Origin of the sequence: Aquabacterium sp. (genome assembly GCF_021768455.1) — a bacterium.
Lineage (GTDB): Bacteria > Pseudomonadota > Gammaproteobacteria > Burkholderiales > Burkholderiaceae_C > Aquabacterium.
This window is the reverse complement of record NZ_JAIZVX010000010.1, coordinates 1-24,387: the sequence shown is the minus strand read 5'-3', so window position 1 is coordinate 24,387 and position 24,387 is coordinate 1. Positions and strand designations below refer to the sequence as shown.

The 24,387-nt window shown below is 66.6% G+C and carries 24 protein-coding genes and 1 pseudogene; 7 read left to right on the top strand and 18 right to left on the bottom strand.

What is annotated here, in order from left to right:
- The first annotated feature begins 61 nt into the window (after nucleotides 1-61).
- Complete coding sequence (locus QZ994_RS02585; protein WP_290867778.1) at nucleotides 62-244, top strand: hypothetical protein; 183 nt, start codon at nucleotides 62-64, stop codon at nucleotides 242-244.
- 173 nt (nucleotides 245-417) lie between these two features.
- Here the strand turns inward: QZ994_RS02585 and QZ994_RS02580 are convergent, their stop codons facing one another.
- Nucleotides 418-1,797 (bottom strand): DEAD/DEAH box helicase, encoded by a 1,380-nt coding sequence (locus QZ994_RS02580; RefSeq protein ID WP_290867775.1) that lies wholly within the window; start codon nucleotides 1,795-1,797, stop codon nucleotides 418-420.
- Between the two features lie 286 nt (nucleotides 1,798-2,083).
- Here QZ994_RS02580 and dnaX point away from each other — a divergent pair, with 286 nt between their 5' ends.
- Genes dnaX through QZ994_RS02560 form a run of 4 tightly spaced genes read left to right on the top strand, consistent with a single transcriptional unit; the run spans nucleotide 2,084 to nucleotide 5,578 of the window.
- Nucleotides 2,084-4,126, top strand: coding sequence for a DNA polymerase III subunit gamma/tau (gene dnaX, locus QZ994_RS02575; RefSeq protein WP_290867772.1), 2,043 nt, complete (start codon nucleotides 2,084-2,086; stop codon nucleotides 4,124-4,126).
- A 54-nt stretch (nucleotides 4,127-4,180) separates the two neighbouring features.
- Entirely contained in the window at nucleotides 4,181-4,507 is a 327-nt protein-coding gene (locus QZ994_RS02570) for a YbaB/EbfC family nucleoid-associated protein (RefSeq protein ID WP_290867769.1), read from the top strand.
- A gap of 15 nt (nucleotides 4,508-4,522) precedes the next feature.
- Entirely contained in the window at nucleotides 4,523-5,110 is a 588-nt protein-coding gene (gene recR / locus QZ994_RS02565) for a recombination mediator RecR (RefSeq protein WP_290867766.1), read from the top strand.
- Nucleotides 5,111-5,170: 60 nt separating this feature from the next.
- Nucleotides 5,171-5,578: an MAPEG family protein gene (locus QZ994_RS02560; RefSeq protein ID WP_290867763.1), complete on the top strand. Its 408-nt coding sequence runs from the start codon at nucleotides 5,171-5,173 to the stop codon at nucleotides 5,576-5,578.
- 83 nt (nucleotides 5,579-5,661) lie between these two features.
- On the opposite strand, the gene QZ994_RS02555 is transcribed toward QZ994_RS02560, so the two are convergent.
- Complete coding sequence (locus tag QZ994_RS02555; protein ID WP_290867759.1) at nucleotides 5,662-7,485, bottom strand: transglycosylase SLT domain-containing protein; 1,824 nt, start codon at nucleotides 7,483-7,485, stop codon at nucleotides 5,662-5,664.
- Nucleotides 7,486-7,487: 2 nt separating this feature from the next.
- Nucleotides 7,488-8,264, bottom strand: a complete 777-nt coding sequence (gene gloB / locus QZ994_RS02550; protein ID WP_290867757.1) for a hydroxyacylglutathione hydrolase — start codon at nucleotides 8,262-8,264, stop codon at nucleotides 7,488-7,490.
- On the opposite strand from gloB, the gene QZ994_RS02545 reads away from it, so the two are divergent.
- Nucleotides 8,263-9,120 carry a class I SAM-dependent methyltransferase gene (locus QZ994_RS02545; protein ID WP_290867754.1) on the top strand — a complete coding sequence of 286 codons (858 nt, stop codon included), beginning with the start codon at nucleotides 8,263-8,265 and terminating at the stop codon, nucleotides 9,118-9,120. The genes gloB and QZ994_RS02545 overlap by 2 nt on opposite strands.
- On the top strand, nucleotides 9,117-9,566 hold the full coding sequence (rnhA, locus tag QZ994_RS02540) for a ribonuclease HI (protein ID WP_290867751.1): 450 nt from the start codon (nucleotides 9,117-9,119) through the stop codon (nucleotides 9,564-9,566). Before QZ994_RS02545 ends, rnhA begins: the two co-directional genes overlap by 4 nt.
- Nucleotides 9,567-9,594: 28 nt before the next feature.
- On the opposite strand, the gene QZ994_RS02535 is transcribed toward rnhA, so the two are convergent.
- The 15 genes and pseudogenes from QZ994_RS02535 to QZ994_RS02465 all read right to left on the bottom strand — a co-directional run.
- Nucleotides 9,595-10,134, bottom strand: coding sequence for a GNAT family N-acetyltransferase (locus QZ994_RS02535; protein WP_290867748.1), 540 nt, complete (start codon nucleotides 10,132-10,134; stop codon nucleotides 9,595-9,597).
- Nucleotides 10,127-10,735: an NTP transferase domain-containing protein gene (locus tag QZ994_RS02530; RefSeq protein ID WP_290867745.1), complete on the bottom strand. Its 609-nt coding sequence runs from the start codon at nucleotides 10,733-10,735 to the stop codon at nucleotides 10,127-10,129. The genes QZ994_RS02535 and QZ994_RS02530 overlap by 8 nt, the downstream gene beginning before the upstream one ends.
- 25 nt (nucleotides 10,736-10,760) lie before the next feature.
- On the bottom strand, nucleotides 10,761-11,906 hold the full coding sequence (moaA, locus tag QZ994_RS02525) for a GTP 3',8-cyclase MoaA (RefSeq protein ID WP_290867742.1): 1,146 nt from the start codon (nucleotides 11,904-11,906) through the stop codon (nucleotides 10,761-10,763).
- 77 nt (nucleotides 11,907-11,983) lie between these two features.
- On the bottom strand, nucleotides 11,984-12,766 hold the full coding sequence (locus QZ994_RS02520; protein WP_367172250.1) for a C40 family peptidase: 783 nt from the start codon (nucleotides 12,764-12,766) through the stop codon (nucleotides 11,984-11,986).
- A gap of 140 nt (nucleotides 12,767-12,906) precedes the next feature.
- Nucleotides 12,907-13,329: an organic hydroperoxide resistance protein gene (locus tag QZ994_RS02515; RefSeq protein WP_290867739.1), complete on the bottom strand. Its 423-nt coding sequence runs from the start codon at nucleotides 13,327-13,329 to the stop codon at nucleotides 12,907-12,909.
- Between the two features lie 97 nt (nucleotides 13,330-13,426).
- On the bottom strand, nucleotides 13,427-13,927 hold the full coding sequence (locus tag QZ994_RS02510) for a MarR family winged helix-turn-helix transcriptional regulator (protein WP_290867736.1): 501 nt from the start codon (nucleotides 13,925-13,927) through the stop codon (nucleotides 13,427-13,429).
- Nucleotides 13,928-13,930: 3 nt separating this feature from the next.
- The gene (locus QZ994_RS02505; protein ID WP_290867734.1) at nucleotides 13,931-15,922 is read right to left on the bottom strand and encodes an ABC-F family ATP-binding cassette domain-containing protein; all 1,992 of its coding nucleotides are present in this window, start codon (nucleotides 15,920-15,922) and stop codon (nucleotides 13,931-13,933) included.
- Between the two features lie 23 nt (nucleotides 15,923-15,945).
- Complete coding sequence (prmB, locus tag QZ994_RS02500) at nucleotides 15,946-16,830, bottom strand: 50S ribosomal protein L3 N(5)-glutamine methyltransferase (RefSeq protein WP_290867732.1); 885 nt, start codon at nucleotides 16,828-16,830, stop codon at nucleotides 15,946-15,948.
- Complete coding sequence (gene dapE, locus QZ994_RS02495; RefSeq protein ID WP_290867729.1) at nucleotides 16,827-17,981, bottom strand: succinyl-diaminopimelate desuccinylase; 1,155 nt, start codon at nucleotides 17,979-17,981, stop codon at nucleotides 16,827-16,829. The genes prmB and dapE overlap by 4 nt, the downstream gene beginning before the upstream one ends.
- A 12-nt stretch (nucleotides 17,982-17,993) precedes the next feature.
- Nucleotides 17,994-19,178, bottom strand: a complete 1,185-nt coding sequence (locus QZ994_RS02490; protein WP_290867726.1) for a PilT/PilU family type 4a pilus ATPase — start codon at nucleotides 19,176-19,178, stop codon at nucleotides 17,994-17,996.
- A 57-nt stretch (nucleotides 19,179-19,235) separates the two neighbouring features.
- On the bottom strand, nucleotides 19,236-20,060 hold the full coding sequence (gene dapD / locus QZ994_RS02485; RefSeq protein WP_290867724.1) for a 2,3,4,5-tetrahydropyridine-2,6-dicarboxylate N-succinyltransferase: 825 nt from the start codon (nucleotides 20,058-20,060) through the stop codon (nucleotides 19,236-19,238).
- A gap of 8 nt (nucleotides 20,061-20,068) precedes the next feature.
- Entirely contained in the window at nucleotides 20,069-21,310 is a 1,242-nt protein-coding gene (gene dapC, locus QZ994_RS02480) for a succinyldiaminopimelate transaminase (RefSeq protein WP_290867721.1), read from the bottom strand.
- A 33-nt stretch (nucleotides 21,311-21,343) separates the two neighbouring features.
- Complete coding sequence (locus tag QZ994_RS02475; RefSeq protein ID WP_290867718.1) at nucleotides 21,344-22,525, bottom strand: GGDEF domain-containing protein; 1,182 nt, start codon at nucleotides 22,523-22,525, stop codon at nucleotides 21,344-21,346.
- Nucleotides 22,522-23,733 (bottom strand): GGDEF domain-containing protein, encoded by a 1,212-nt coding sequence (locus QZ994_RS02470; RefSeq protein ID WP_290867716.1) that lies wholly within the window; start codon nucleotides 23,731-23,733, stop codon nucleotides 22,522-22,524. Before QZ994_RS02470 ends, QZ994_RS02475 begins: the two co-directional genes overlap by 4 nt.
- 98 nt (nucleotides 23,734-23,831) lie before the next feature.
- Nucleotides 23,832-24,387 (bottom strand): annotated as a pseudogene (locus QZ994_RS02465) (hypothetical protein); the annotation flags it as partial.

The following is a 24,387-nucleotide window of genomic DNA, read 5'->3' as shown; positions in this document are numbered from 1 at the left end:
CCCGGCCAAGAACGGGTTGTCACACACACCAACGTGCCTCTTTCCTCATTCGGAGTGAACCATGAAAAAACTGATCGCCGCCCTGATTGCCTCGATGTTCGCTGTGGGCGCTTTCGCCGCTGAAACCGCTGCTTCGGCTCCTGCTGCCGCTGCTTCGGCTCCCGCCAAGAAGGCTGCCAAGAAGGCCCATCACAAGGCCGCCAAGAAGGCTGCTGCCGCTGCTTCGGCCGCTGCCTCCAAGTAATCGGGTTCAGCTTGCCGGCCTGCGGGCTGGCGAGTCCGACAGAAAAAAGCCCGGCTTGTCCGGGCTTTTTGTTGTCCGTCATTCTCTGCGTGGATGGGCCATGAAAAAACCGGGCAGAGCCCGGTTCTCGTCGATCTGCGCAAGGAGGAGGCCATCGCCCCCCTTCCGTGCATTCAGCGACTGCGGTGTCGCAGCGATGTTGCCTGACCAGCAGAGGGCCGATCGCCGCTGCCACGCTGCTCGGGGCGGGCCGAAGAGCCTCCGCGTCCGTTGTTGCGTCCTTGGCCATTGCTTCCGCCGTTGCCGCGGGGTGCCTGACCGCCGGAGCGCCCACCGCCACCCGATCGGGAGCCTGCGCCGCCATGCAGCACACGGCGACCCAATTGAATCGGCTCGGGGCGTGCATGCGGGTCGGGCTCATAGCCCGCCACCACTTCGCGTGGGATGCTGCGTTTGATCAGCTTTTCGATGTCGGCCAGGAAGCCTTCTTCGTCGACGCAGACCAGGGAGACGGCCTCGCCCTCGGCGCCTGCACGGCCCGTGCGGCCGATGCGGTGCACGTAGTCTTCCGCGATGTTGGGCAGCTCGAAGTTCACCACATGGGGCAATTGGTCGATGTCGATGCCGCGTGCTGCGATGTCGGTCGCGACCAGCACTTGCAGTTCACCGGACTTGAACTCCGACAGCGCACGTGTGCGGGCGCTCTGGCTTTTGTTGCCATGGATGGCCATGGCCGTCACGCCTTGCTTGACCAGGAACTCCACCAGCCTGTTGGCGCCATGCTTCATGCGCGTGAACACCAGCACCTGGTGCCAGTTGTTCGACTGGATCAGGTGGGTCAGCAGTTCCTTCTTGCGGTCGCGATCGACCGGGTGGATCTTCTGGGCAATGGTGTCGGCGGTCGCGTTGCGGCGGGCCACCTCGATGATCTGAGGCTGGTTCAGCAGGCGCTCGGCCAGGGCCTTGATCTCGTCGGAGAAGGTGGCCGAGAACAGCAGGCTCTGCTTCTTCGGGGGCAACACATTCAGCACGCGGCGGATGTCGTGGATGAAGCCCATGTCGAGCATGCGATCGGCTTCATCGAGCACGAAGTACTCGACCTGACTCAGGTCCAGCGTGCCTTGCTGGTGGTGATCCAGCAGGCGGCCAGGGGTGGCCACGAGCACGTCGACACCACGGCGCAGGGCTTCGATTTGCGGGTTCATGCCCACACCACCGAACATCACCATCGATTTGATGGGGAGGTACTTGCCGTAGACGCGCACGCTTTCTTCGACCTGGGCGGCGAGTTCGCGCGTCGGGGTCAGGATCAGGGCACGGATCGGGCGCTTGGTACCCGCAGCGGGACGGCTGGTCGATTGGACCAGGTTGTGCAGCAAGGGGAGGGTGAAGCCTGCGGTCTTGCCTGTGCCCGTCTGGGCGCCGGCGAGGAGGTCCCCACCTTTGAGCACGGCCGGAATGGCCTGTGCCTGGATCGGGGTTGGCGTCGTGTAACCGGCTTCGAGAACCGCTTTCAACAGAGGTTCGACCAACCCCAGATTTTCAAATGACATCACAACAGGCCCACTCAAGGTTGTTCGGCGACTGCACTCGTCTTCACCGGGCCTGGCGAGATCGAGTCAACCGGGAATTCGATTCCAGGGTGCACGGGAATACCCGCGAACCGTGACGCGTTTCACTGTTCGCGTCAGCTGAAATTGTAGGGGGCGCAGCCCGGGCTGGATAGCCCTGCCTGGCAATTCAGGTTAACTTTGTGGGTGGACTTGTCACCAGATGTGTCCGAAAGGACCAACACAGCGCCCCGCAATCCGGGGGGGAAGGAGCACCTAGAATCGCGTCATGACTTCCATGGTTCTCGCACGCAAATACCGTCCTCGGGGCTTCGACAGCATGGTCGGTCAGGGGCACGTGGTTCAGGCACTGGGCAATGCACTCACGCAACAGCGCCTTCACCACGCCTACCTGTTCACAGGCACCCGGGGTGTGGGCAAGACCACGGTGTCACGGATTCTGGCCAAGTCGCTGAACTGCGTGGGCCCGGAAGGGAGTGGCACGATCACCGCCTCGCCCTGCGGGCAGTGTCAGCCTTGCCGCGACATCGACGCCGGGCGCTTTGTCGATTACGTGGAACTGGATGCCGCGTCGAACCGCGGTGTCGAAGAAATCTCGCAGCTGCTCGAGCAGGCGGTCTACAAGCCGGTCGTGGGACGCTTCAAGGTCTACATGATCGACGAAGTGCACATGCTCTCGAACACGGCGTTCAACGCCATGCTCAAGACGCTGGAGGAGCCGCCGGATTACCTCAAGTTCGTGCTGGCGACCACCGACCCCCAGAAGGTGCCCGTCACGGTGCTTTCGCGCTGCCTGCAGTTCAACCTGCGGCCCATGGCCGCTGAAACCGTCCTGCAACACCTGCAGCATGTGCTCGGCATCGAGGGCATCGGCTTCGACATGGGCGCCTTGCGCCTCCTGTCGCGCGCGGCCCGAGGCTCGATGCGCGATGCGATGTCCTTGGCTGATCAGGCCATCGCCTTTGGCGGTGGGCAACTGGAGGAGGGCGCGGTGCGCCAGATGCTGGGGTCGGTCGACCGCCAGCATGTGCAACGCATTGTCGAGGCCGTGGCCGCCAACGATGGGGCCGGACTGGTGGCCAGTGTGGATGCCTTGCGTCACGCTGGTTTGTCGGCATCGGGCACGCTCGAGGAGTTGGCCACCGCCTTGCAGCGCATGGCCGTCCTGCAGGCGGTGCCCCAGGCCTTGGACCCCGAGGACCCGGATGCGGCCATCTGGCAGGGGCTGGCGCCCTTGCTGGCCCCCGACGAAACCCAGCTGTTCTACAGCCTGTGCCTGCAAGGACGCGCCGAGTTGGCCCTGGCCCCCGACGAATACAGCGGGCTCTTGATGCTGTTGCTGCGCCTGTTGGCCTTCAAGCCAGGGCAGGGCGCTTCGCCCCCAAAAGCACCGGGCCCGGCAGCGCCACGTGAGGCTGCCGGGCCCGCAGGCAGCCGAGGGGTGAGCGTCGCGCCAGTGACGCGTCCCGTCCCTTCTGTGCCTGTCTCGGCCCCTGTGGCGCCTGTGGGCGCTGTGCCCCCCGTGGTGGCGCACTCCGCTGCGCCGGCGCCGCAGGCTCCGCCGGTGGTTGCGCTGCCCCCCGTGCCGTCGCCCGCAGCGCATGCGGCCCCCCCCGTGCCGCCTGTGGCATCGCCGACGGAGCCAGCCCGCCGTGCGGCACCGCCTCAGCAGGTGGCTCCGCCTGCGCGTTCGCAGGCCTCGTCATCCGAGGCGCCCCCCTGGGACGACATCCCGCCGGGCGAGCCCGATGGCTGGGCCGACAACGAACCACCCATGCCCATGGACGAGATGGTGTCGTCGTCGCGCCCTGGTGAGCAGGACGAACCGGCCTGGGCCGATTCGGAGCCCACCGCAGCGCAGGCTCCCACCGTGCGGACGGTGTCGCTCAGCCTGCCAGCCCCCGGAGAGGATCCCTTGGGTGAGCGCTGGGGCGCTCTGGTGAATGAACTCAACGCCAAAGGGCTGGTCACGGCCCTGGTGCGAGAGCTCGCCATGCAGGCTCAATGTCTGGCCCAGGCGGACCAGGGCGGCGAGAGCCACTGGCGCTTGCAGGTCGAGCGAGAGAACCTCCGCAGCGATGCCCTCAGGGAGCGGCTGGGTCAGGCCATGGGCCAGGTGCTGGCGGTGCCGGTGGTGTTGGAGATCGGCGCAGGCAAGGCTTTCAACACCCCCGCCCAGCGAGAGCAGGTGGCGCGAGAACAGCGCCAGTTTGCGGCCGAGGACCTGATCCAGGGCGATCCTCTGGTGCAAAGCCTCCTCGCCACCTTCCCCGGGGCACGGATCGCACATGGCTCGATCAAGGTGGTCTGAGCCTCTGCCGGTGTTCCCGGCGACAATCGCGTTTTGCGCAAGAAAGGATGAGCCATGCTCAAAGGACAACTCGCGGGCCTGATGAAACAAGCCCAGCAGATGCAGGACAACCTGAAGAAGGCCCAGGAGCAACTGGCCCTGATCGACGTCGAGGGCCAGTCGGGCTCCGGTCTGGTCAAGGTCGTCATGAGCTGCAAGAACGAGGTCAAGCGCGTCACCATCGACCCCAGCCTGCTGGCCGATGACAAGGACATGCTGGAAGACCTCGTGGCCGCCGCGTTCAACGACGCCGTGCGCCGCGCCGAAGCCACCAGCGCCGAGAAGATGGGCAAGCTGACGGCGGGCATGCCCTTGCCGCCCGGCATGAAGCTGCCGTTCTGATCTGGCTGGTGCTGAATGGCCGATTCCGCCCTGGACGCCTTGATCGACGCCCTCCGCTGTCTGCCGGGCGTGGGGCAGAAATCCGCCCAGCGCATGGCCTACCACCTGCTTCAGCATGATCGCCCATCGGCGCTCAAGCTGGCCCGGGCGCTGGAAGGCGCCGTGTCAGACATCGGGCATTGCCAGCGTTGCCACACCTTCAGCCGCGCGCCCGTGTGCGACGTGTGCCAGGACGAGGGGCGCGATGGCAGCCTCCTCTGTGTCATCGAGACCCCGGCCGATCAGGCTGCGCTCGAGCGCACGGGCAGCTACAAGGGGCACTACTTTGTCCTGCTCGGGCGCTTGAGCCCGCTGGATGGCCTGGGCGCCCGCGACATCGGCCTGGCCGCGCTGTTGGAGCGGGCCAGCGATGGCCTGGTCCAGGAGGTGATTCTGGCCACCAGCTTCACCGCCGAAGGCGAGGCCACGGCCCATGTGCTCAGCGAGCAGTTGCGAAACCGGGGCTTGAAGGTGACACGGCTGGCCCGTGGCGTGCCCGTGGGCAGCGAACTGGAGTATGTTGACCTTGGGACGATCGCCCACGCGTTCATGGACCGCCGTTGAGCGTGTTCGATCGGTGCCCTTGATCCATTCCAACAGGCCCGAGAGGCCAAGGAGACGTGCATGAGCATCGCCAATTGGTGTGTGGTGGCAGCGTGTGTGCTGCCGGTGTTGACCGTGGGCATGGCCAAGGCCAGCTTTGGCCTGAAGAGCCGGCGCAATCAGAACGGTTACGACAACCACCACCCTCGTGAGTGGGCTGCCAAGGTGCAGGGTTGGCAGGCGCGTGCAGTGGCAGCTCAGGCCAATGGCTTCGAAGCACTGCCGCTGTTCATCGCTGCGGTGGTGCTGGCTCAGCAGGCCCATGCGGACCAGGCCCGCATCGATCAGTTGGCGCTCGCCTTTGTGGCCGTGCGCGTGGCGTACGTTGCCGTCTACCTGATGAACCTGGCGATGGTGCGCAGCCTGGTCTGGTTCCTGGGCCTGGGTCTGTCGATTGCCATCTTGATGATGGCCAACGGGGCGGTCTGACCGCTGGCGGGCATCGACCCAAAGCAAAGGGGCCCCTGCAGGGCCCCTTTTTCATGTGCTGGTGCGTGCGTCGCCAGAGGGCATCAGCGTGCGCTGGCCACCCTCACGCGAGCCCGAGCGGCCGGTGCCGAGGGCTTGCTGGGCGTGCGGGCCGCACTGCGGTTGGCACCCTTGTTGCCGACAGGGGCCGCGCTGGCGATCCGGACCACCTTGGCATTGCCGCGAAGGGGCTGCGAGCGAGTGGTGCTGCGGTTGTCCCTGCTGTCCTTGTTGTCCTTGGCATTGCGAACCGCCACGGATGCCACTTGGGTGTTCGGGCGCCCCGCGGGCACGTAGACCGTGAGGGCCTGTCCCCGCGTGAAGCTAGCCTTCGTGCCCACGCGGTTCCATTGGGCCACCTGCTGTGGCGTGACCTTGTAGCGGCTGGCCACGGAGGCCACGGTGTCGCGCTTGCCGGCCTTGAAGTTGATGCGTCGAAGCGGTGGCACGTCGGGTGCCAGGGCCATCATGGCGTTGTCGGCCAGCGACTCGGAGACGTCCTGAGCGCGTTGCTCTGATCGCGGCACCAGCAGAGTCGATCCGGCCTTCACCAGCATCTTGGGTGGGATGTGGTTGAGCTCGCGCAAGCTGCCTTCGTTCATGCCCACTTCGCGTGCGGCGTCGGCCGGACGCATGGTGCGGGGCACAACCCAGGCGGTCAGCGAGGCCAGCGGGCCGCGGTGATTCTGGAGGTTGCGCACGAAGAGGTTGGCGTTGTCGTACGGCAGCAGAACCTGCGGGGTGCCGGCTGCCAGGATCACCGGCTTGTTCTGGGAAGGGTTCAGTGCCTTGAACTCATCGGCGGGCAGGCCGGCCAGGCGGGCAGCCAGGGTCAGGTCCATGTCGCGCTGAATGGGCACGCTGACGAAATAGGGGTGGTTTTCCACCGGCGTCAGGGTGAGATTGAAGGCCTCAGGGCGGGCCACGATGTGCTTGACCGCGTGCAACTTGGGCACGTAGTTGCGCGTTTCGGGCGGCATGTTGAGGCTCAGGTAGTCGGTGGGCAGGCCGGCTCGCTGGTTGCGGGCGATGGCCTTTTGCACATTGCCTTCGCCCCAGTTGTAAGCGGCCAGGGCCAGGTGCCAGTCACCGAACTGACGGTAGAGGCGCTGCAGGTAATCGAGCGCGGCACGGGTGGAGGCCAGCACATCGCGCCGATCATCACGGAACATGTTCTGCTTGAGCGCGAAGTCCTTGCCGGTGGCGGGCATGAACTGCCAGATGCCCGAGGCGCGCGCCGAAGACTGCGCCTGGGGATTGAAGGCGCTCTCGATGAAGGGCAGCAGGGCCAGTTCGGTCGGCATCTGGCGGCGCTCGATCTCCTCCACGACGTGGAAGAGGTAACGGCTGCCGCGATCGGTCATGCGCTGGACGTAATCGGGGCGGGCTGCGTACCAGCGTTCATGGTCGGCGACGAGGTCGGTCTCGAGTTCGGGCAGGGCGAAGCCCTTGCGCACACGTCCCCAGAGGTCCTGGTTGGCGGTGCTGTCCGACAGGTTGATCGGGGCGTCGGCGCGCAGCGGATCGGTGGGTGTGCCCACGGCTTCCCGGCCCTCTTCGTCGCCCGTGGCGGTCTGAGCCGATGCTGCGTTGACCAGCGAGGCGGCGATGCTGGGCGAGGTGTTGGAGGTGGGGACGGCGCCGGTGTCGACGCGCAAGCCGGTGATGGGGTCGGGGCGGGTGCCGAGTCGGCCCCCGCTCTGGATGTCACCACGGGCCGCGGTGGGGGCGTTTTGCACCAGGCGTTCCGGGTTCAGCGCCAATCGGCTGTTCTGAGTGGGCTGGCTGCTGCATGCCCACAGGCTCATGCAGCTGAGAAGGGTCAGGCCCAGGTGTGCCGGGCGTCGCAGCGCTTGCTTGTGCTTCATCGTCAGAATGTGTTCTTCCAGAGCCTCAGGGCGGAGAAGACCGACACAGGCTGGGTGTCCGCTGCCCCATGTTCCAGGGCGGCGGCCATGACCGCAGGTTGATCGCAGCGCAAGAAGGGGTTGATGCGCTTCTCGGTTTGCATCGTGCTGGGCAGGGTCGGCAGGTTCTGCGCACGCAGACCTTGGCAGTGGGCGAGGTGGCCCCGGATGTCTGGGTTGTCGGGTTCAACCGCCTGCGCAAAACGCAGGTTGCTGAGCGTGTATTCGTGGGTGGCGCATACCCGGGTGTGGTCGGGCAGTTGCGCCAGCCGGTTCAGGCTCTCGTGGAGTTGCTGCATGCTGCCCTCGAACAGGCGACCGCACCCAGCAGAAAACAGTGTATCCCCAACGAAGGCGAGCGGATCGGCATCGGTGGACGAGAGCCCCTCGTTCAAGATGTAAACGATGTGCCCGCGCGTGTGGCCGGGGGTGTCCAGCACCTGAAAGCTCAGGCCATGCCAGAGGACCATGTCACCGCCGCCCACGGGATGGGTGACCCCGGGAATGCCTTCGCGCTGGGGGCCATAGACCGGGATGGACCCTGTTTGCAACGAAGGGATGCCACCCACGTGGTCGGCATGATGATGGGTCACTAGAATGGCGCCCAGGGACAGCCCAAGGGCTGACAAGGCGCTCTTCACCGGCGCGGCGTCGCCCGGATCCACCACCAGGGCTTCACGGTCATCGTGCAGCATCCAGATGTAGTTGTCGGCGAAGGCGGGCAGGGCTGAGAGTTTCATGTCGATAGTCAAGCCGATTATAGAGTTGCACCCCTGGCTGGCTTTGCCGCCGGGCCAGGCCTTGCTCGCCTGGGAGCAGGCCCAGATGGACCGCCTGGTGGCCGATGTGTTCGGCTTTCACGCGTTGCAGCTGGGCCTGCCGGAGCTCGACGGCCTGCGTCACAACCGCATGCCGCACCGCTGGCTGGCGCTGGACGCAGCCTACCAGGGATGGGTGGCGCCACCCGAGGTGATGCCGTCGCCCTTTCCGACGCAGGGGCCCACAGCCGAACCGTTTCAAGGCGCGCCATTGAGCCTGCGTTGCGACTTCGAGGCTTTGCCGTTCCCGAGCAACAGCCTGGACCTCGTGGTTCTGCCCCATGCCCTGGAGTTGGCCCGTGACCCCCACGACACTTTGCGCGAGGTGGAGCGGGTGCTGATGCCGGAGGGGCGTGTGGTCATTGCCGGCTTCAACCCGGCCAGCCTGTGGGGCCTTTGGCAGCGCATGGGGCACTGGGGCGTGCAGTCGGCGACGGTGTTGCCGCAGGGCGAGTTCATCGCCTACTGGCGCTTGCGAGACTGGCTGCGTCTGCTGGACCTGGAGGTGGAGGCCGGGTGCTTCGGGTGCTACCGCCCGATGGTGCAGGGCGAGACCTGGTGGCAGCGGCTGAGCTGGATGGAGGCCGCAGGCGACCGGTGGTGGCCGGTGCTGGGTGCGGTGTATTTTGTGGTGGCGGTCAAGCGCGCGCGCGGCGTGCGCCTGATCGGCAAGGTCAAGAAGGCCAGGATGCCCGCGTCGGCGGCGCCGGCCGTGGTGGCCCAGCGGCATCAGCGCTGCGGGGCAGTCAAGAACGCACAGAAGGATGTGAACGGATGAGTGAAGCAGCAACGCCTGCCGTGGTGGCCTACACCGACGGCGCGTGCAAGGGCAACCCGGGCCGAGGCGGCTGGGGCGTCTGGATGGTCAGCGGCCCGCATGAGCGCGAGATGTGGGGGGGCGAAATGGTCACGACCAACAACCGCATGGAGCTGACCGCGGTCATTGAAACCCTGAGGGTGCTCAAGCGCCGATGCAAGGTCGTGATCTACACCGACAGCGAATACGTGCGCAAAGGCATCACCGAGTGGATCCACGGTTGGAAACGCCGTGGATGGAAGACGGCCGACAACAAACCGGTGAAGAACGACGACCTCTGGCGCGAGCTGGAGGCCCTGGCGGCTGGCCACGATGTGGACTGGCGCTGGGTCAAGGGTCACGCTGGCGACCCCGGCAACGAACGAGCCGACGGCCTGGCCAACCGCGGCGCGGCGGAAGCCCGCTGAGGCCACGACGGGCCTCGCCCCGTCAGGTTCAGAGAATCAGGACCATGGTGAGCTTGTCGAAGTAGCGCACCTGGCCGGGGCCGTCGACCAGCCTCAGGGCGTGGGGCACCACGCCGCAGCCACGGAAACCGGCCCGTTCGTAGAGGCGGATGGCCGATTCGCTGGAAGTGCTGACGCGCAGGGTGATCTGCTCAAGCCCGATGGCCTTGCGGGCCTCGGCGACCAGGGCCTCCACCAGCATGATGCCGATGCCTTTGCCGGTGTGGCTGGGGTGCACCATCATGCTGTTGAGCTCGGCGCTGTGGCGCAGCTTGTGCATCGACTGGCGTTCCAGGCCGATGACGCCCACCATGGTGCGCTGCTCCCAGGCGGCCAGCAGGAAGGTGCCGCCCAGGGGTTCGGTGAGGCCCAGTTTGCCCAGGAAGCTCTCGGGGGGGCGGGCCTGCTCGCTTTCGATGTCGGCATCGAAGGCATCCGGGTAGAGGCGCAGGCCTTCATCGCGGAGGCTCTTGTAGGGGCTGAGGTCGGCCGGTGCGATGCGGGCAAGGCGCACGGGGGAATCAGTCACCACCATCGCGGGTCTCCAGGGTATTGATGTTGTGGAAGCTGGCGTGATTTGTAAAGCATACGCCGAGCCATTTGCAGCGGGTGATGGCAGAGCGAACTTTACGTTCGCCTTTCACAAACTCGGCCGCGATTGTCGGAGAAACCCGCTTGTGCAGCAAGGCGCAAACCCAATGGTGTCGCATGGCGTCACCCGGCGCCTGGGACCAGGGTATGGCGACATCGGCGCCCTGAGCAAGGGCATGCGACAAGAGGCGATTCGCCAGGTCGACAGGCAGGTCAGGCAGGTCGCAGGGGGAGACCAGCACCCAGTCGTGCGGGCTGTGCGCCAATGCGGTCAGGATGCCGGCCAGCGGTCCACTGCGTTCGGGCCAGAGGGCATCGTCCGGGCGCACCCCAAGTGAGAGGGGGGATCTGGCGACGCCATTCAGGCTGTCATGCAGCAGTGCCTCGTAGGCGGTCAGGTTGCGGTTGGCCACGATGCCCAGGGCCTGGGCCTGTGGAGCCAGGCGAGCCAGCCCCCATGTTGCCAGGGGCTGCCCGCCGTGCAGAACCAGCCCCTTGTCCCGTCCGCCCATGCGCCGGCCCTCGCCGCCGGCCAGCATCCAAGCACTGAGGGCTGGCAGGGGCTCAGCCACCGATGAAGCTCATTTCCACGCGGGACGCAGCCGAGTCGGCCATGGCCTGGCCTTGCCCTCGGAGGGCAGAGTAACGATCGGTGCGACCGGCCCACAATGCGGCCACCCGGGCACGCAGGGTGGCCTCGTCCTGCCCGTCACGCAGCGGGGTGCGCAGGTCGTGTCCTTGGGTGGCGAACAGGCAGGTGTAGAGGCGGCCGTCGGTGGACAGGCGCAGCCGGCTGCAGTCGCCACAAAAGGCCTGGGTGACGCTGGAGATGAAGCCAACGTGGCCGGCACCATCGGCGTAGGCCCAGCGCTTGGCGGTGGCGCCTGGTTGGCCGGCATCCGCGGGCTGCAATGGGTGGGCGGCATGGATGAGGTGGCGCACCGCCTCCGAACTCAGCACGTGGTCCATCTGCCAGCCATTGGTTGCACCGACGTCCATGAATTCGATGAAGCGCAGTTCGATCCCTGTGCCGCGGAAATGGCGGGCCATGGGCAGGATCTGCGCGTCGTTCACGCCCCTTTGCACCACCATGTTGACTTTCACCTGGCTCAGGCCGGCTGCGCGGGCGGCATCGATGCCGGTCAGCACGTCGTCGACCTGCAGGCCGGTGTCACTCATGCGCTGAAAGGTGGCGGGGTCCAGTGCGTCGAGGCTGACGGTGACGCGGTCCAGTCCGGCATCTCGCAGCGCCTGGGCCTTGCGGGACAGCAGGCTGCCGTTGGTGGTGAGCGTGAGTTCAGGTGGGCCGCCGTCGAGGGTGCGCAAGGCGGCAAGCTGGGCCACGAGCCGTTCGAGGTCCTTGCGCAGCAGCGGCTCCCCTCCCGTCAAGCGGAGCTTGCGCACACCCAGAGAGAGCATCACCCGGGCCACCCGGGTGATTTCTTCGAAACTGAGTAACTCGGCATGGGGCAGGAACGCGTGGTCGCGCCCGAAGACCGATCTTGGCATGCAGTAGCCGCATCGGAAGTTGCAGCGGTCAGTCACCGAGATGCGCAGATCGGTGAGGGGGCGACCCAGCGTGTCGAGAGGCAGTTCATCTGCAGGCGACGGCAAGGGGGGAGGGAGGGCCTGCCCGCTGTGGCGCACAGGAGCGGCAGCAGCCTGGATGGGGATGACCACAGAGGGGCGTTGAACGTGCGACGGGCTCATGTTGCTGCGCATTGTCGTTCAAGGGAGGGCCGAGCGTGCGACAGCGTGGCGACGCCCACGCCAGGACCGGGGCCGATTCAGTTGGCCGGTGCGGCGGCCTGGCGGCCGTCGACCTTGGGCGCGCGGCGGGCGCCGTCAAAGCGGGCCTGCCAGTAGTCCAATCGGATGTCTTCCACACGCACTTCGCCACCGGCGCGGGGGGAGTGGATGAACTTGTTGTCGCCGATGTAGATGCCGACGTGCGAGAAGGTGTGTCGCAGGGTGTTGAAGAACACCAGGTCGCCAGGCTTGAGTTCGGCGCGGGAGACCGGCACGAGATCTGGCGAATTCGCCTGTTCGATCGCACGGCGGGGCAGGATCAGGCCCACGCTGTTTTCAAACACATGGCGGGTGAAGCCACTGCAGTCGAAGCCCTGTTCACGCGACTGCCCCCCTCGTCGGTAAGGCACGCCCAGGAAGTTCATGGCGGAGACGACGAGGTTGGAGGCCATGTCGGTCGCACGGTCGCGGACCTGCTGGGCCATTTCGACCACGGGACGGGTGTTGGGCATCAGGCCTTTGTCGGCCAGGAAGCGGGTGACGGGGTCTTCGGCCGGGGCCGTTGTACCCGAATTGCCCGCGGTGACCGAGCCTGCACTGCCTGCAGAGCCGGTGGGCAGATTGCCCGCGGGTGCGGTGACTGCAGGGGCCGTGACGGCAGCGGTTTGCGCCTGGGCATCAGTCTGGGCGATGCCCGGCACGAAGCCCGAGGCTGTCAGGAAGACGGCCAGGGTGCAAAGGGCACGGGAGATGCCTCGCCCGAAAGCATGGTCGCCCGAACAAGGGGCAGGGCGGCCGTGTGGGCTCTGGAAAAAACGCATGGGTCGCAAGCGTAGGCATGGGCCGGCGGCCCGTCAACCTCTGGAAGTGGGTGTAAACCTGAGGTTAGCACCGTTTCACAGGGTTTGACCGGAGCCGCTGGCCCCATCCTGATCCCTTTGGCGAGGGATTTTGTGCGATATCACACCAGCTTCAGGGTGACGTCGATGTTGCCTCGGGTGGCGTTGGAGTAAGGGCAGACGATGTGGGCTGCGTCCACCAGAGCCTGCGCTTCCTCAGCTGGCATGCCCGGCAGGGTGATGTTCAGCGTGACTTCGATGCCGAAGCCAGTGGGCAGGGGGCCAATGCCGACGTCGGCGGCGACCTGGGTGCCCGCGGGCAGCAGCTTTTTCTGTTGTCCGGCCACAAAGCCCATGGCACCCAGGAAGCAGGCCGAGTAGCCGGCGGCAAAGAGTTGCTCGGGGTTGGTGCCCTGGCCTTGTCCGCCCAGTTCTTTCGGGCGGGCCAGTGCGACGTCGAGCTTGGCGTCGTCGGAGGTGGCGCGGCCATCGCGGCCGCCGGTGGAGGTGGCGTGGGCCACGTAGAGGACTTGATCGAGTGCCATGGTGCTTCCTTTATTTTGCGCTATTTCATTGCGCGCAATTGAATTATCTGGGAAGCAGGTCGCAGGCGTTCGAGCGGGCCTCAAGCCCATGTCGGGATCAGGCCTTTGGTTTGGGAGGGGACTGGAGGCGTGCCTGCAGGCCGAGCAAGGTCTGGCGCAGTTGGGTGAATTCGGCTTCGCCCATGCCAAGTTGGCAGGCCATGGCGACGGGCACCGCCTTGGCGTCGTCGCGCAGGCGCTGGCCTGCTTCGGTGAGCTGAATGCGAACGCGTCGCTCGTCCTCGGGATCGCGGTGCCGGCTCAACCAGCCGCTGGTGGCCATGCGCTTGAGCAGGGGCGTGAGCGTGCCGGAATCCAGGTGGAGGGCCTGGCCCAGCTCCAGCACGGTGCGGCCGTCCTGCTCCCAGAGCACCAGCATCACGAGGTACTGGGGGTAGGTCAGGCCCAAAGGCGCCAGCAGGGGTTTGTAGGCCTTGGTCATGGCCAGGGAGCTGGCATGCAGGGCGAAGCAGAGTTGCTGGTCCAGCGCGAGGAAATCGGCCTGGGCCTCGCTGGCGACAGCCGGGGGCGATGACGGTGCGCCAGCGGGTGAGGTCATGCGTCAGGCGCCGATCTGCTCGATGGCTTCGCTCAGCTCCAGCCATCGGGCTTCGAGCTCGGCGATCTCGTCGTCCAGGGCCTTGAGGCGCTTGCCCTGGTCCGCCCTTTCGGAGGGGCCAATGCTGATGGAGCCCAGAGACTGGGTGAGCTTGGCGTGCTCTTCATGGGCCTTGCTCATGCGCTCGTCGACCTTCTTCAGTTCGGCCTTGAGCGGGCGCAGCTGTTCGTTGAGCTTCTGACGGGCCGCGGCCTGGGCCTTGCGGTCCTCCTTGCCCTTGCTGTTGAACACTGCGGGTTCACTGGCTGGCTGGGTTTCGGTCGTCACCGAAGGGCTCGTGCCACGATCGGCGCTGCGGGCCGCTTTCGCGGCCTGGGCGGCTTCGCGGGCGACGTCGGCAAGGTACTTCTGGTAATCGTCCAGGTCGCCATCGAAGGTGCTGACCTCGCCTTTGGCCACCAGCCAGAATTCGTCGCAGACTTCGCGCAGCAGCGCGCGGTCGTGGCTGACCAGCATCACGGTGCCTTCGAACTCGTTGAGCGCCATGCTGAGGGCCTCGCGGGTGGTGAGGTCGAGGTGGTTGGTGGGTTCGTCGAGCAGCAGGAGGTTGGGGCGCTGCCACACGACCAGGGCCAGCACCAGTCGGGCTTTTTCGCCGCCGCTGAACTGGTGCACGGGCTGGTTGACCATGTCGCCGCTGAACTGGAAGCGGCCGAGGAAGTCCCGCAGCTCCTGTTCACGGGCGTTGGGCCCGACCTCGCGCGCCAGGCGAATCATGTGCTGCATGGGACCTTCGTCCGGGCGCAGCACGTCGAGTTCCTGCTGGGCGAAGTAGCCGATGCTCAGGCCCTTGCCTTCGGTGATCTCGCCGCTGACCAGCTTGTTCATGCGAGAGAGCGTCTTCACCACGGTGGACTTGCCCTGGCCGTTGGCGCCGAGGATGCCAATGCGCTGGCCCGGCAACACCGAGCGGTTGATGCCCGAGACGATGGTCAGGGGGGCAGCGCCTTCGCGGTGGTAGCCGCAGGCGAGCTCCTTGAGGGAGAGCATGGGGTTGGGCAGGCTCTGGGGCTCGGGGAAGCTGAACTGGAAGTCGCTGGCGGTGAGCACCGGGGCCAGCTTTTCCATGCGTTCCAGCGCCTTGACGCGGCTTTGGGCCTGGCGGGCCTTGCTGGCCTGGGCCTTGAAGCGCGCGATGAACTTGCTCAGGTGGGCGATCTTGTCCTGCTGCTTGGCGAAAGCCGCCTGCTGCTGGCTCATGCGCTCTGCACGCATGGACTCGAAGGCCGTGTAGCCACCGGTGTAGCGGGTGAGCTTGCCGTCGTCGAGGTGCAGGGTGACCTTGGTGATGGCGTCGAGGAATTCGCGGTCGTGGCTGATGATGATCAGCGTGCCTTCGTAGCGTTGCAGCCAAGCTTCCAGCCACACGAGTGCGTCGAGGTCCAGGTGGTTCGTGGGTTCGTCCAGCAGCAACAGGCTGGCCGGGCACATCAGGGCGCGCGCCAGTTGCAGGCGCATCCGCCAGCCGCCCGAGAAGCTGTTGACGGGCGCCAGGGCCTGTTCCAGTGTGAAGCCCAGGCCCAGCAGCAGGGCTTGGGCGCGGGCGGGGGCGTCGAAGTGGCCGGCTTCGGCCAGGTTGGCGTGGGCCTCGCCGATGGCGTTGCCGTCGTCGGCGGCCTCTGCGGCAGCCAGGTCGGCCTTGGCCTTCATCAGGCGGGTGTCGCCCTGCAAGACATATTCGGTGGCGTCCTCGTCGGTCTCGGGCATGTTCTGCGCGACCTCGGCCATGCCGCCGGGTTGCAGCCAGGCGGGCGGGAATTCCACGTCGCCGGCATCGGGGTGCAAGCGGCCGGCCAGCAGCGAGAACAGCGAGGACTTGCCCGCGCCGTTGCGGCCGATCAGGCCGACTTTTTCTCCGGGATGGATGGTGGCGTTGGCCTGGTCCAGGACGGGTTTCACGCCTCGCAGCAGGGAGACGTTTTTCAGGACGATCATGTCGGAAACAGGTTGGACGCGGTTCAGGCCGCGTCGAGGAGCAGGGCGTCGCGGGTGAGCAGCAGGAGCTGGTCGGCGCCGGAAGAGGTGTCCAGCCAGGTGACGGCCAGATCGGGGAAGGCGCGCTCGAAGTTCGGGCGCTCGTTGCCGATTTCCAGCACGAGCACGGCGTTTTCGCTGAGGTAGCGGTCGGGCTCCGCGCGCAGGGCGGCGAACAGGGCGCGGGTAAAGTCCATGCCGTCTTCACCGGAGGCCAGGGCGAGCTCGGGCTCAGCCTGGTACTCGGCGGGCAGGGCCTTCATCGAGGTGGCGTTCACATAGGGTGGGTTGCACAGGATCAGGTCGTAGGGCCCCTGGACGCCCGCGAGGCCGTCGCTGTGCAACAGGGTGATGCGCTCGGCCAGCCCGTGCTGGTCGACGTTGATGCGGGCCACGGCCAGGGCGTCGGGGCTGATGTCGGCGCCATCGACGCTGACATCGGGGTAGGCCATGGCGGCCAGAACGGCCAGGCTGCCGTTGCCGGTGCAGAGATCGAGCACACGGGTGGTGTGCTCGCCCAGCCAGGCATCGATGCTGCCATCGGCCAGCACCTCGGCGATGAAGGACCGAGGCACGATGGCGCGCTCGTCCACGTAAAAAGGGACGCCCTGGAGCCAGGCCTGCTTCGTGAGGTAGGCCGCGGGCTTGCGGGTGGCGATGCGGTCCTGGATGAGGGCGTACACCGCATCGGCCTGTTCGCCAGTCACGGGCAGGTGCTCGACCTCGTCGAGGGCATCAATGGGATGTTGAAGTTGCCACAGCACCAGCCAGGCGGCTTCGTCGAAGGCATTGGTGGTGCCGTGGCCGTAGCCGACCTGGGCCGCATCCAGGCGGGCGGCGGCCTGCTCGATGAGCTCGATCACGGTCATGCGAGCAGCCTTTCCAGGGTCTGGAGGTAGATGTCTTTCAGGGGCTCGATGTCGGCCAGGGCCACGTGTTCGTCGATCTTGTGGATGCTGGCGTTGCAGGGGCCGAACTCGACCACTTGCGGGCAGATCTGGGCGATGAAGCGGCCATCGGAGGTGCCGCCGGTGGTGGACAGTTCGGTGTCGAGGCCCGTGACCTGTTTGATGGCCGCAGCCATGGCGTCGACCAGCGGGCCGCGCCGGGTCAGGAAGGGGCGGCCCCCCAGCGTCCAGCCGATGCTGAAATCGAGGCCGTGTCTGGCCAACACCGCTTCAAGCCGAGCCTGCAGGCCTTCGGGCGTGGATTCGGTCGAGAAGCGGAAGTTGAAGTCGATGACCAGTTCGCCCGGGATGACGTTGTTGGCGCCAGTGCCGGCATGGATGTTGGACATCTGCCAGCTGGTGGGGGGGAAGTGGTCGTTGCCGGCGTCCCAGGTGATGGCGGCCAGTTCGGCCAGGGCCGGCGCAGCCAGGTGGATGGGGTTCCGGGCCAGGTGCGGGTAGGCGATGTGGCCTTGCACACCCTTGACGGTGAGCTTGCCCGAGAGCGAGCCACGACGCCCGTTCTTGATCATGTCGCCCACCTGCTTGACCGAGGTGGGCTCGCCGACGATGCAGGCGTCCAGGCGTTCACCTTGTTGTTGCAGCCATTCGCAGACCTTGACGGTGCCGTCCACCGAGGGGCCTTCTTCGTCACTGGTGATCAGGAAGGCGAGGCTGCCCGCGTGCTGGGGGTGGGCGGCCACGAACTCCTCGCTGGCCACGATCATGGCGGCGAGCGAGGTCTTCATGTCGGCGGCGCCGCGGCCGTAGAGCAGGCCATCCCGGTAAGTGGGCACGAAGGGCGGGCTGGTCCACTGATCGAGGGGGCCGGTGGGCACCACGTCGGTGTGGCCGGCAAAGACCAGGGTGGGCGCGCCGCTGGCGTGGCCTGTGCCGCGCCGGATGGCCCAGAGGTTGGTCACGGGAGCGGATTCGGGGCCGAAGACCAGGGTCTGGCAGCTGAAGCCGATGGCCTGCAGGCGCTCGGCCATCAGGGTCTGGCAACCGTCGTCGACGGGGGTGACAGAAGGACGGGCGATCAGCGCCTCGGTGAGGCGCACGGTGGCGGACATGTCAGGGCGGGCTCAGAAACGGGTGGACGAGAAACCGCTGACTTCGTCGTGGTTGACGTCCAGCGTGATCTCGGTAAAGGAGGGGCCATCGTCCTGCTCCTCGACCTTGGCCGCCAGCTTGCTGGCCCTGCCTTCGTCGTTTTGCAGGCGCCACATCAGGTTGGTGGGCGAGTCGGCGTGGCTCAGGCCCTCGTCGCGGGTGACCAGGCCTTCGGTGATGAGGCGGGCGATGTCCTGCTCGTAGCTCTGCGAGCCTTCGGCCATCGACTTCTCGATCGTCTCCTTGACGCCGGTGAAGTCGCCGCGCTCGATCATCTCGCTCACGAGCTGGGTGTTGAGCAGCACCTCGACGGCCGGCACACGCCCGCCGCTGGTGGATTTCAGCAGGCGCTGGGACACGATGGCCTTGAGGCCCGAGGCCAGGTCACTCAGCAAGGCCGGGCGGGCTTCGGGCGTGTAGAAGGACAGGATGCGGCCGAGCGCGTGGTAGCTGTTGTTGGCGTGCAGGGTCGACAGCACAAGGTGGCCCGAGAGCGCGTACGACAGCGCCGCCGTCATGGTTTCGCGGTCGCGGATCTCACCGATCAGGATGCAGTCGGGGGCCTGGCGCAGGGCGTTCTTCAGGCCGACCTGCAGCGATTGGGTGTCGCGCCCCACTTCCCGCTGGTTCACGATGGACTTCTTGTTGGAGAACAGGAATTCCAGCGGGTCTTCGATGGTGAGGATGTGCCCCGTCATGCGCTGGTTGCGGTGCTCCAGCATCGAGGCGATGGTGGTGCTCTTGCCCGAACCGGTGGCACCGGCCAGCAGGATCAGGCCGCGCTTCTCCAGCACCAGCTGGCTGAGGCTGTCGGGCACATTCAGGGATTCGAGCGGCGGGATGTCGGTGGGGATGTGGCGAAACACCGCCGCCACCGAGCCGCGTTGCTTGAAGGCGCTCAGGCGGAAGATGGCGACCCCGGGGATGGTGATCCCCAGGTTCAGCTCGCCGGTCTCGTCCAGCTCTTCCATCTGGGTTGACGAGATCAGCTCCGACAGAAGCTGACGCGGCTGTGAGGGCGTCAGCACCTGGTCGGTGAGCTGCATGATCTGCCCGTGGATCTTGATGAGGATGGGTGTCTTGGCAGACAGGAAGACGTCGGACGCCTTTTTCTCGGCCATCAGGCGCAAGACCCTTTCCAGATTCCCACCGCTCATCAAGTGCCTCCTCGGGCGTTACGAACCAACAGACAGATCACGTCGGGCGCTGGCCAATCAGGCGCCGCGCAGCAGGTCGTTGATGCTGGTCTTGGAGCGCGTCTGGGCGTCCACGCGCTTGACGATCACGGCGCAGTAGAGGCTGTACTTGCCATCGGCCGAAGGCAGGTTGCCCGACACCACCACCGAACCGGCGGGGATGCGGCCATACGACACTTCGCCGGTGGCGCGGTCGTAGATCTTGGTCGACTGGCCGATGTACACGCCCATCGAGATCACCGAGTTCTCTTCCACGATCACGCCTTCGACCACTTCCGAGCGGGCGCCGATGAAACAGTTGTCTTCGATGATGGTGGGGTTGGCCTGCAGGGGCTCCAGCACGCCGCCGATGCCCACGCCGCCCGACAGGTGGACGTTCTTGCCGATCTGGGCGCACGAACCCACGGTGGCCCAGGTGTCGACCATGGTGCCTTCATCGACGTAGGCGCCGATGTTGACGTAGGAAGGCATCAGGATCACGTTCTTGGCCTGGAAGGAGCCACGGCGGGCCACGGCCGGCGGCACCACGCGCACACCGGTGGCGCGCAGCTGCTCGGCGCTCATCGAGCCGTACTTGCTGGGGACCTTGTCGAAGAACTGCAGGGGGCCGTCGCCCATGGGCACGTTGTCGTTGAGGCGGAAGCTCAGCAGCACGGCCTTCTTGATCCACTGGTGGGTTTCCCAGGCACCGTTGATCTTCTCGGCGACGCGCAGCTTGCCGGTGTCGAGCTGGTCGATGATGTGGTTGACGGCGTCACGCACTTCGGCGGGCGCATTGGCCACGGACAGCTCGGCACGGCCTTCCCAGGCGTTGTCGATCACGGTTTGCAGGGCTTGGGTCATGTTTCTTCTCAGACAGAAAGGGATTGGATGAAGGCCTTGATGCGTTCGGCCGCTTCGACGCACTCGTCGACACCGGCCACCAGGGCCATGCGGATGCGTCCCGCACCCGGGTTGACGCCACCGGCCTCACGGGCCAGGTAGCTGCCGGGCAACACGGCGACATTGTATTGAGCCAGGAGCTCGCGGGTGAACCATTCGTCGTCGCTCAGGCCGCTTTGGCCCGCCACGCCCACAGGCACCTTGGCCCAGAGGTAGAAGCTGGCATCCGGCAAGGCCACGTCCATCACCGAGGCGAGGAGGGGGGTGACGCGTTCGAACTTCTGGCGGTAGAGCGCACGGTTCTCGACCACGTGGGCCTCGTCGTTCCAGGCGGCGATGCTGGCGCGCTGCACGGCCACGCTCATGGCGCTGCCATGGTAGGTGCGGTAGAGCAGGAAGGCCTTCATGATGGCCGCGTCGCCCATGACGAAGCCCGAGCGCAGCCCCGGCACGTTGGAGCGCTTGGACAGGCTGGTCAGTGCGATCAGGTTCTTGAAATCGCTGCGACCCAGTTTGGCGGCGGCTTCCAGGCCGCCCAGGGGCGCGGCGTCGGCCCCTTCGCGGAAATAGATTTCGGAGTAGCACTCGTCGGAGGCGATGACGAAGCCGAAGCGGTCGCTCAGCTCGAAGAGCTTGGCCCACTCGCTCAGTGGCATCACGGCGCCCGTGGGGTTGCCGGGCGAGCAGACATAGAGCAGCTGGGTGGTCGCCCAGGTCGCTTCGGGGATGCTGCCCCAGTCGGCCGCGAAGTTGCGCGCCGGGTCGGAGTTGGCGAAGACCACGCGGGCTCCGGCCAGCAGGGCCGCGCCTTCGTAAATCTGGTAGAACGGGTTGGGGCAGACCACGGCGGGGCCGCCGGCGTCCAGGTGCTGCGTCGGGTCGATGACGGTTTGGGCCAGGGCGAACAGGGCTTCGCGCGAGCCATTGACCGGCAGGATCTGCGTGGCGGCATCCAGCTTGAGGCCATAACGGCGCTCGACCCAGGCGGCGCAGGCTTCGCGCAGGGCGGGCTCGCCCGCGGTGGCGGGGTAGGCGGCCAAGCCATCGAGCGCGGCGGTGAGCGCATCCTTGATGAAGGCGGGCGTGGGGTGCTTGGGTTCGCCGATGCCCAGGCTGATGGCGCGATGGCTGGCGTTGGGTACCACACCGGCCGTGAGCTTGCGCAGGCGCTCGAAGGGGTAGGGCTGGAGTTTGGAGAGCAGCGGGTTCATGGGGCGTGATTATCCCCGCGCCGCGGCACGAAGTCAGACGGCCCTGAGCGAAGGCGCACGGACGTCGCGGCCTCGTCCCGCTTCTTTTGCCTGGTAAAGGGCGCGGTCGGCGCGCTCCAGGGTCTGGGTCAAGGGCGTGGCCACCTCGTGCACCGCCACCCCAGACGAAAACCCCAGCCTGATGCCCGCCTCGGTGGCCCCCACGGTCGTTTCACTCAGCATCGAGCGCAACCGTTGCAGGGCGGTGGTGGCCTTGTGGGCGCCGGTGTGTGGCATGAGCACCAGGAATTCTTCACCGCCCCAGCGGGCCACGGTATCGGTCTCGCGCAAGCAGGTGGTGGCGGCTTGTGCAAAGGCCTTGAGCGCATCGTCTCCCGTGCGGTGACCGTGTTGGTCGTTGATGCGCTTGAAGTGGTCCAGGTCGATCAAGGCCAGGGCGAAGTGTTCGCCATGGCGCTCGAAACGGCGCAGCTGCTCGTCGAGCAGGTCCTGCATGGCCCGGCGGTTGAGCAGTCCGGTGAGGGCGTCGCGGGTGGCAAGCTGGTGCACCTGGTCAAGTGCCTCCTGCAGCTCGCGGCGCTGCGTTGACAGCCGTGTCCGCCAGCTGGCGAGCTGGAAGCCGGACAGGATGAGGGCCGGCATGGTGCCGGCCATGAGTTCGAATCGGATGAGTTCCCGGGCAGGCGGGTAGTAGACCGGGTCCCAGCGAGAGAGCACGACCATGCTGCCCCCCAACAGGAGCATGGCCATCACACCGATGGCAGCCGATTGTCGGGGGGTGTGGGTGTACATGCCGAAAACCACGACCAGGGCGATGAGGACGAGCACGGCGCCTCGGTCGTTCGGGCCCACGGCGGTGTAGGCGAAGGCGATGGCCAGCAGGGCAAAGACGTTCTGCGGCACCATCAAGGCCGGGTCAGACAGTTTTTGGGTGCGGCCGCTGCGCACCAGTGCGTAGATGACCAGGTAGGCCGGCACGCAGGTGGCCTCGAGCAAGGTGGGCGCAAAAGCGCGCATCAGGCCCAGCTCGGCCGACAGCGAGGCGGCGGCGCAGCAGATGGCGTACATGACGGCGCAGAGGAGGATGGCGCGTGTGCGGGCACGGGTGGCCCGGTCAGTGCCCAGCACCGCATCGCCCAGGCGGTGAAAGGGTGCCAGCAGCACGGAGGTGTGCCTCGCGGGCGACTCACGCTGGGGCCGTTTGGCGTGCTTCACGCAGTCCCTCCTGCCGGCAGGGGGCCGCAGAACGGAGGTCGTGCCAGTTCATGTCGAGGTTCGCTCAGTGACGGGGCTGGCGAGGGCGAATCGCTCACGCCAGCCACCACGCAGCGATTGCGCCCCAGCCGTTTGGCCCGGTAGAGCGCCTGATCGGCCCGGTCGACCAGGGATTCGGGCGTGTCGTCCGGGCGCGCTGCAGCCAGGCCCACCGACAGCGCAATCCGCAGGTCCGGGTGGGCATCGATCCGGATCGCATTGGTGCCGATGCGCAATCGCTCGAGGGTTTCCAACGCGTCGTCCAGGTTCATGCCGGGCAGGATGAGCAGGAACTCCTCACCGCCCCAGCGCCCCAGCTTGTCTGGCGGCCTGACCTGGCCCCGAGCGTGGTCGGCCAGCGCGCGCAAGGCCAGGTCGCCAGCGTGGTGGCCGAACTGGTCGTTGATGCGCTTGAAGTGGTCGATGTCGATCAGGGCCACGCACACGAGCTGCCCATGTCGGCTGTGCATTTTGAGTTCCCGACCGAGGTGCTCTTCCGTGACCCTGCGGTTGAGCAGTTCGGTGAGCATGTCGGTGGTCGCCATGTGCTGCAGCCGTGTCAAGGTCTGCTGGAGGGTGTCGGCCTGCCGCCCCAGGTGCACCCGGATTTCACTCACCCATTTGCCCACCAGGGAGAGCAGCAGCAAGGTTGATCCGCCCATCAGCAACTGGACGCTGGCGACCAGAAGAGACAGCGAGTCGGGCGACGTGAGCCGCACATGCAGCACGGCAGCGCACAGCATGCCCACGCTGATCAGGCCGAGCTTGAGGATCTGGTGCGGACGCAGGCGGAACATGGCGGCCACGATGGTCTGCCCCATCAGGATCATGATGTCGGCCCCGTCACGCCCCAGCAGAACGTAGGCCAGCACGCACAGGAATTGGCAGGCCAGCGCATGAGGGAAAGTGAGCACCGGGTCGTCCAGCCGGGCCGACCAACCGCTGCGCACCAGGGTGAACACGACGCCGAATACCAGCACGCAGCAAGCCAGCAGGGTGAGGGCGACCGGTTTGCGGATCAGCCCGTGGCCCATGCCCTGGAAGATGACCACCATGCTGACCATGTAGAGCTGGGCCGTCGCCAGAACGAACAGGACGTGACGCCGCCGCCGCGCACTGCGGCCAAGCAGGAGGGCGAGGAAGGAGGTCAGCCAGGGAGGAGAGGTCATCGCATCACGGCGCCGGTTGCCTCACCTTATCGGCGACCTGCCGGGAATGCTTGACCGGCTCGGCGTGGCGCATGTCACGGAGGTGGCCGTTGGCGGCCTCAGGGTTGCCGTGGTGCAGGCGGCGGCAGGTAGCGAGCGTCGGAGTAGGTCAGCATCCACTGCGGCTTGAAGGCCACGAAGATCGCGGTCAGCATGCCGGTGCTGAAGGCCTCTCCGAAGCCGAGCAGCCAGTGCGCCAGCACCCATTCGGCGCTGCTGATGCTGCCGGGCAGGCGCTCGGCCAGGGTGCTGAGCACGCCCACCAGGCCCACGGCGAGGCCGGTCACGATGAAACCGCGCCCCAGGATGAAGACAAAGATGTGGTGAGGCAGAAAGCGCCGCGCCAGGAGGCCCAGCGCAAGGGCCAGGGTGGCGGGCAGCACGCCCATCCACGCGGCCTGGCTGACGATGTCGTTGAGGTGGTGCAGCAGCCACTGGCCCAGGTCGGCCAGGTCGTGCACGGGCATGAGCATCCCGGCGGTGCCCCAGGCCATGCCGTGCAGGCCGCAAACGATGGCCAGGCTACTCAGCCACGCAGGATGCTCGCGCTGGGATGCTCGTCGATACAGCAGCAGGTGGATGATGCGCAGCACAGAGGCGCCCACACACAGGCTG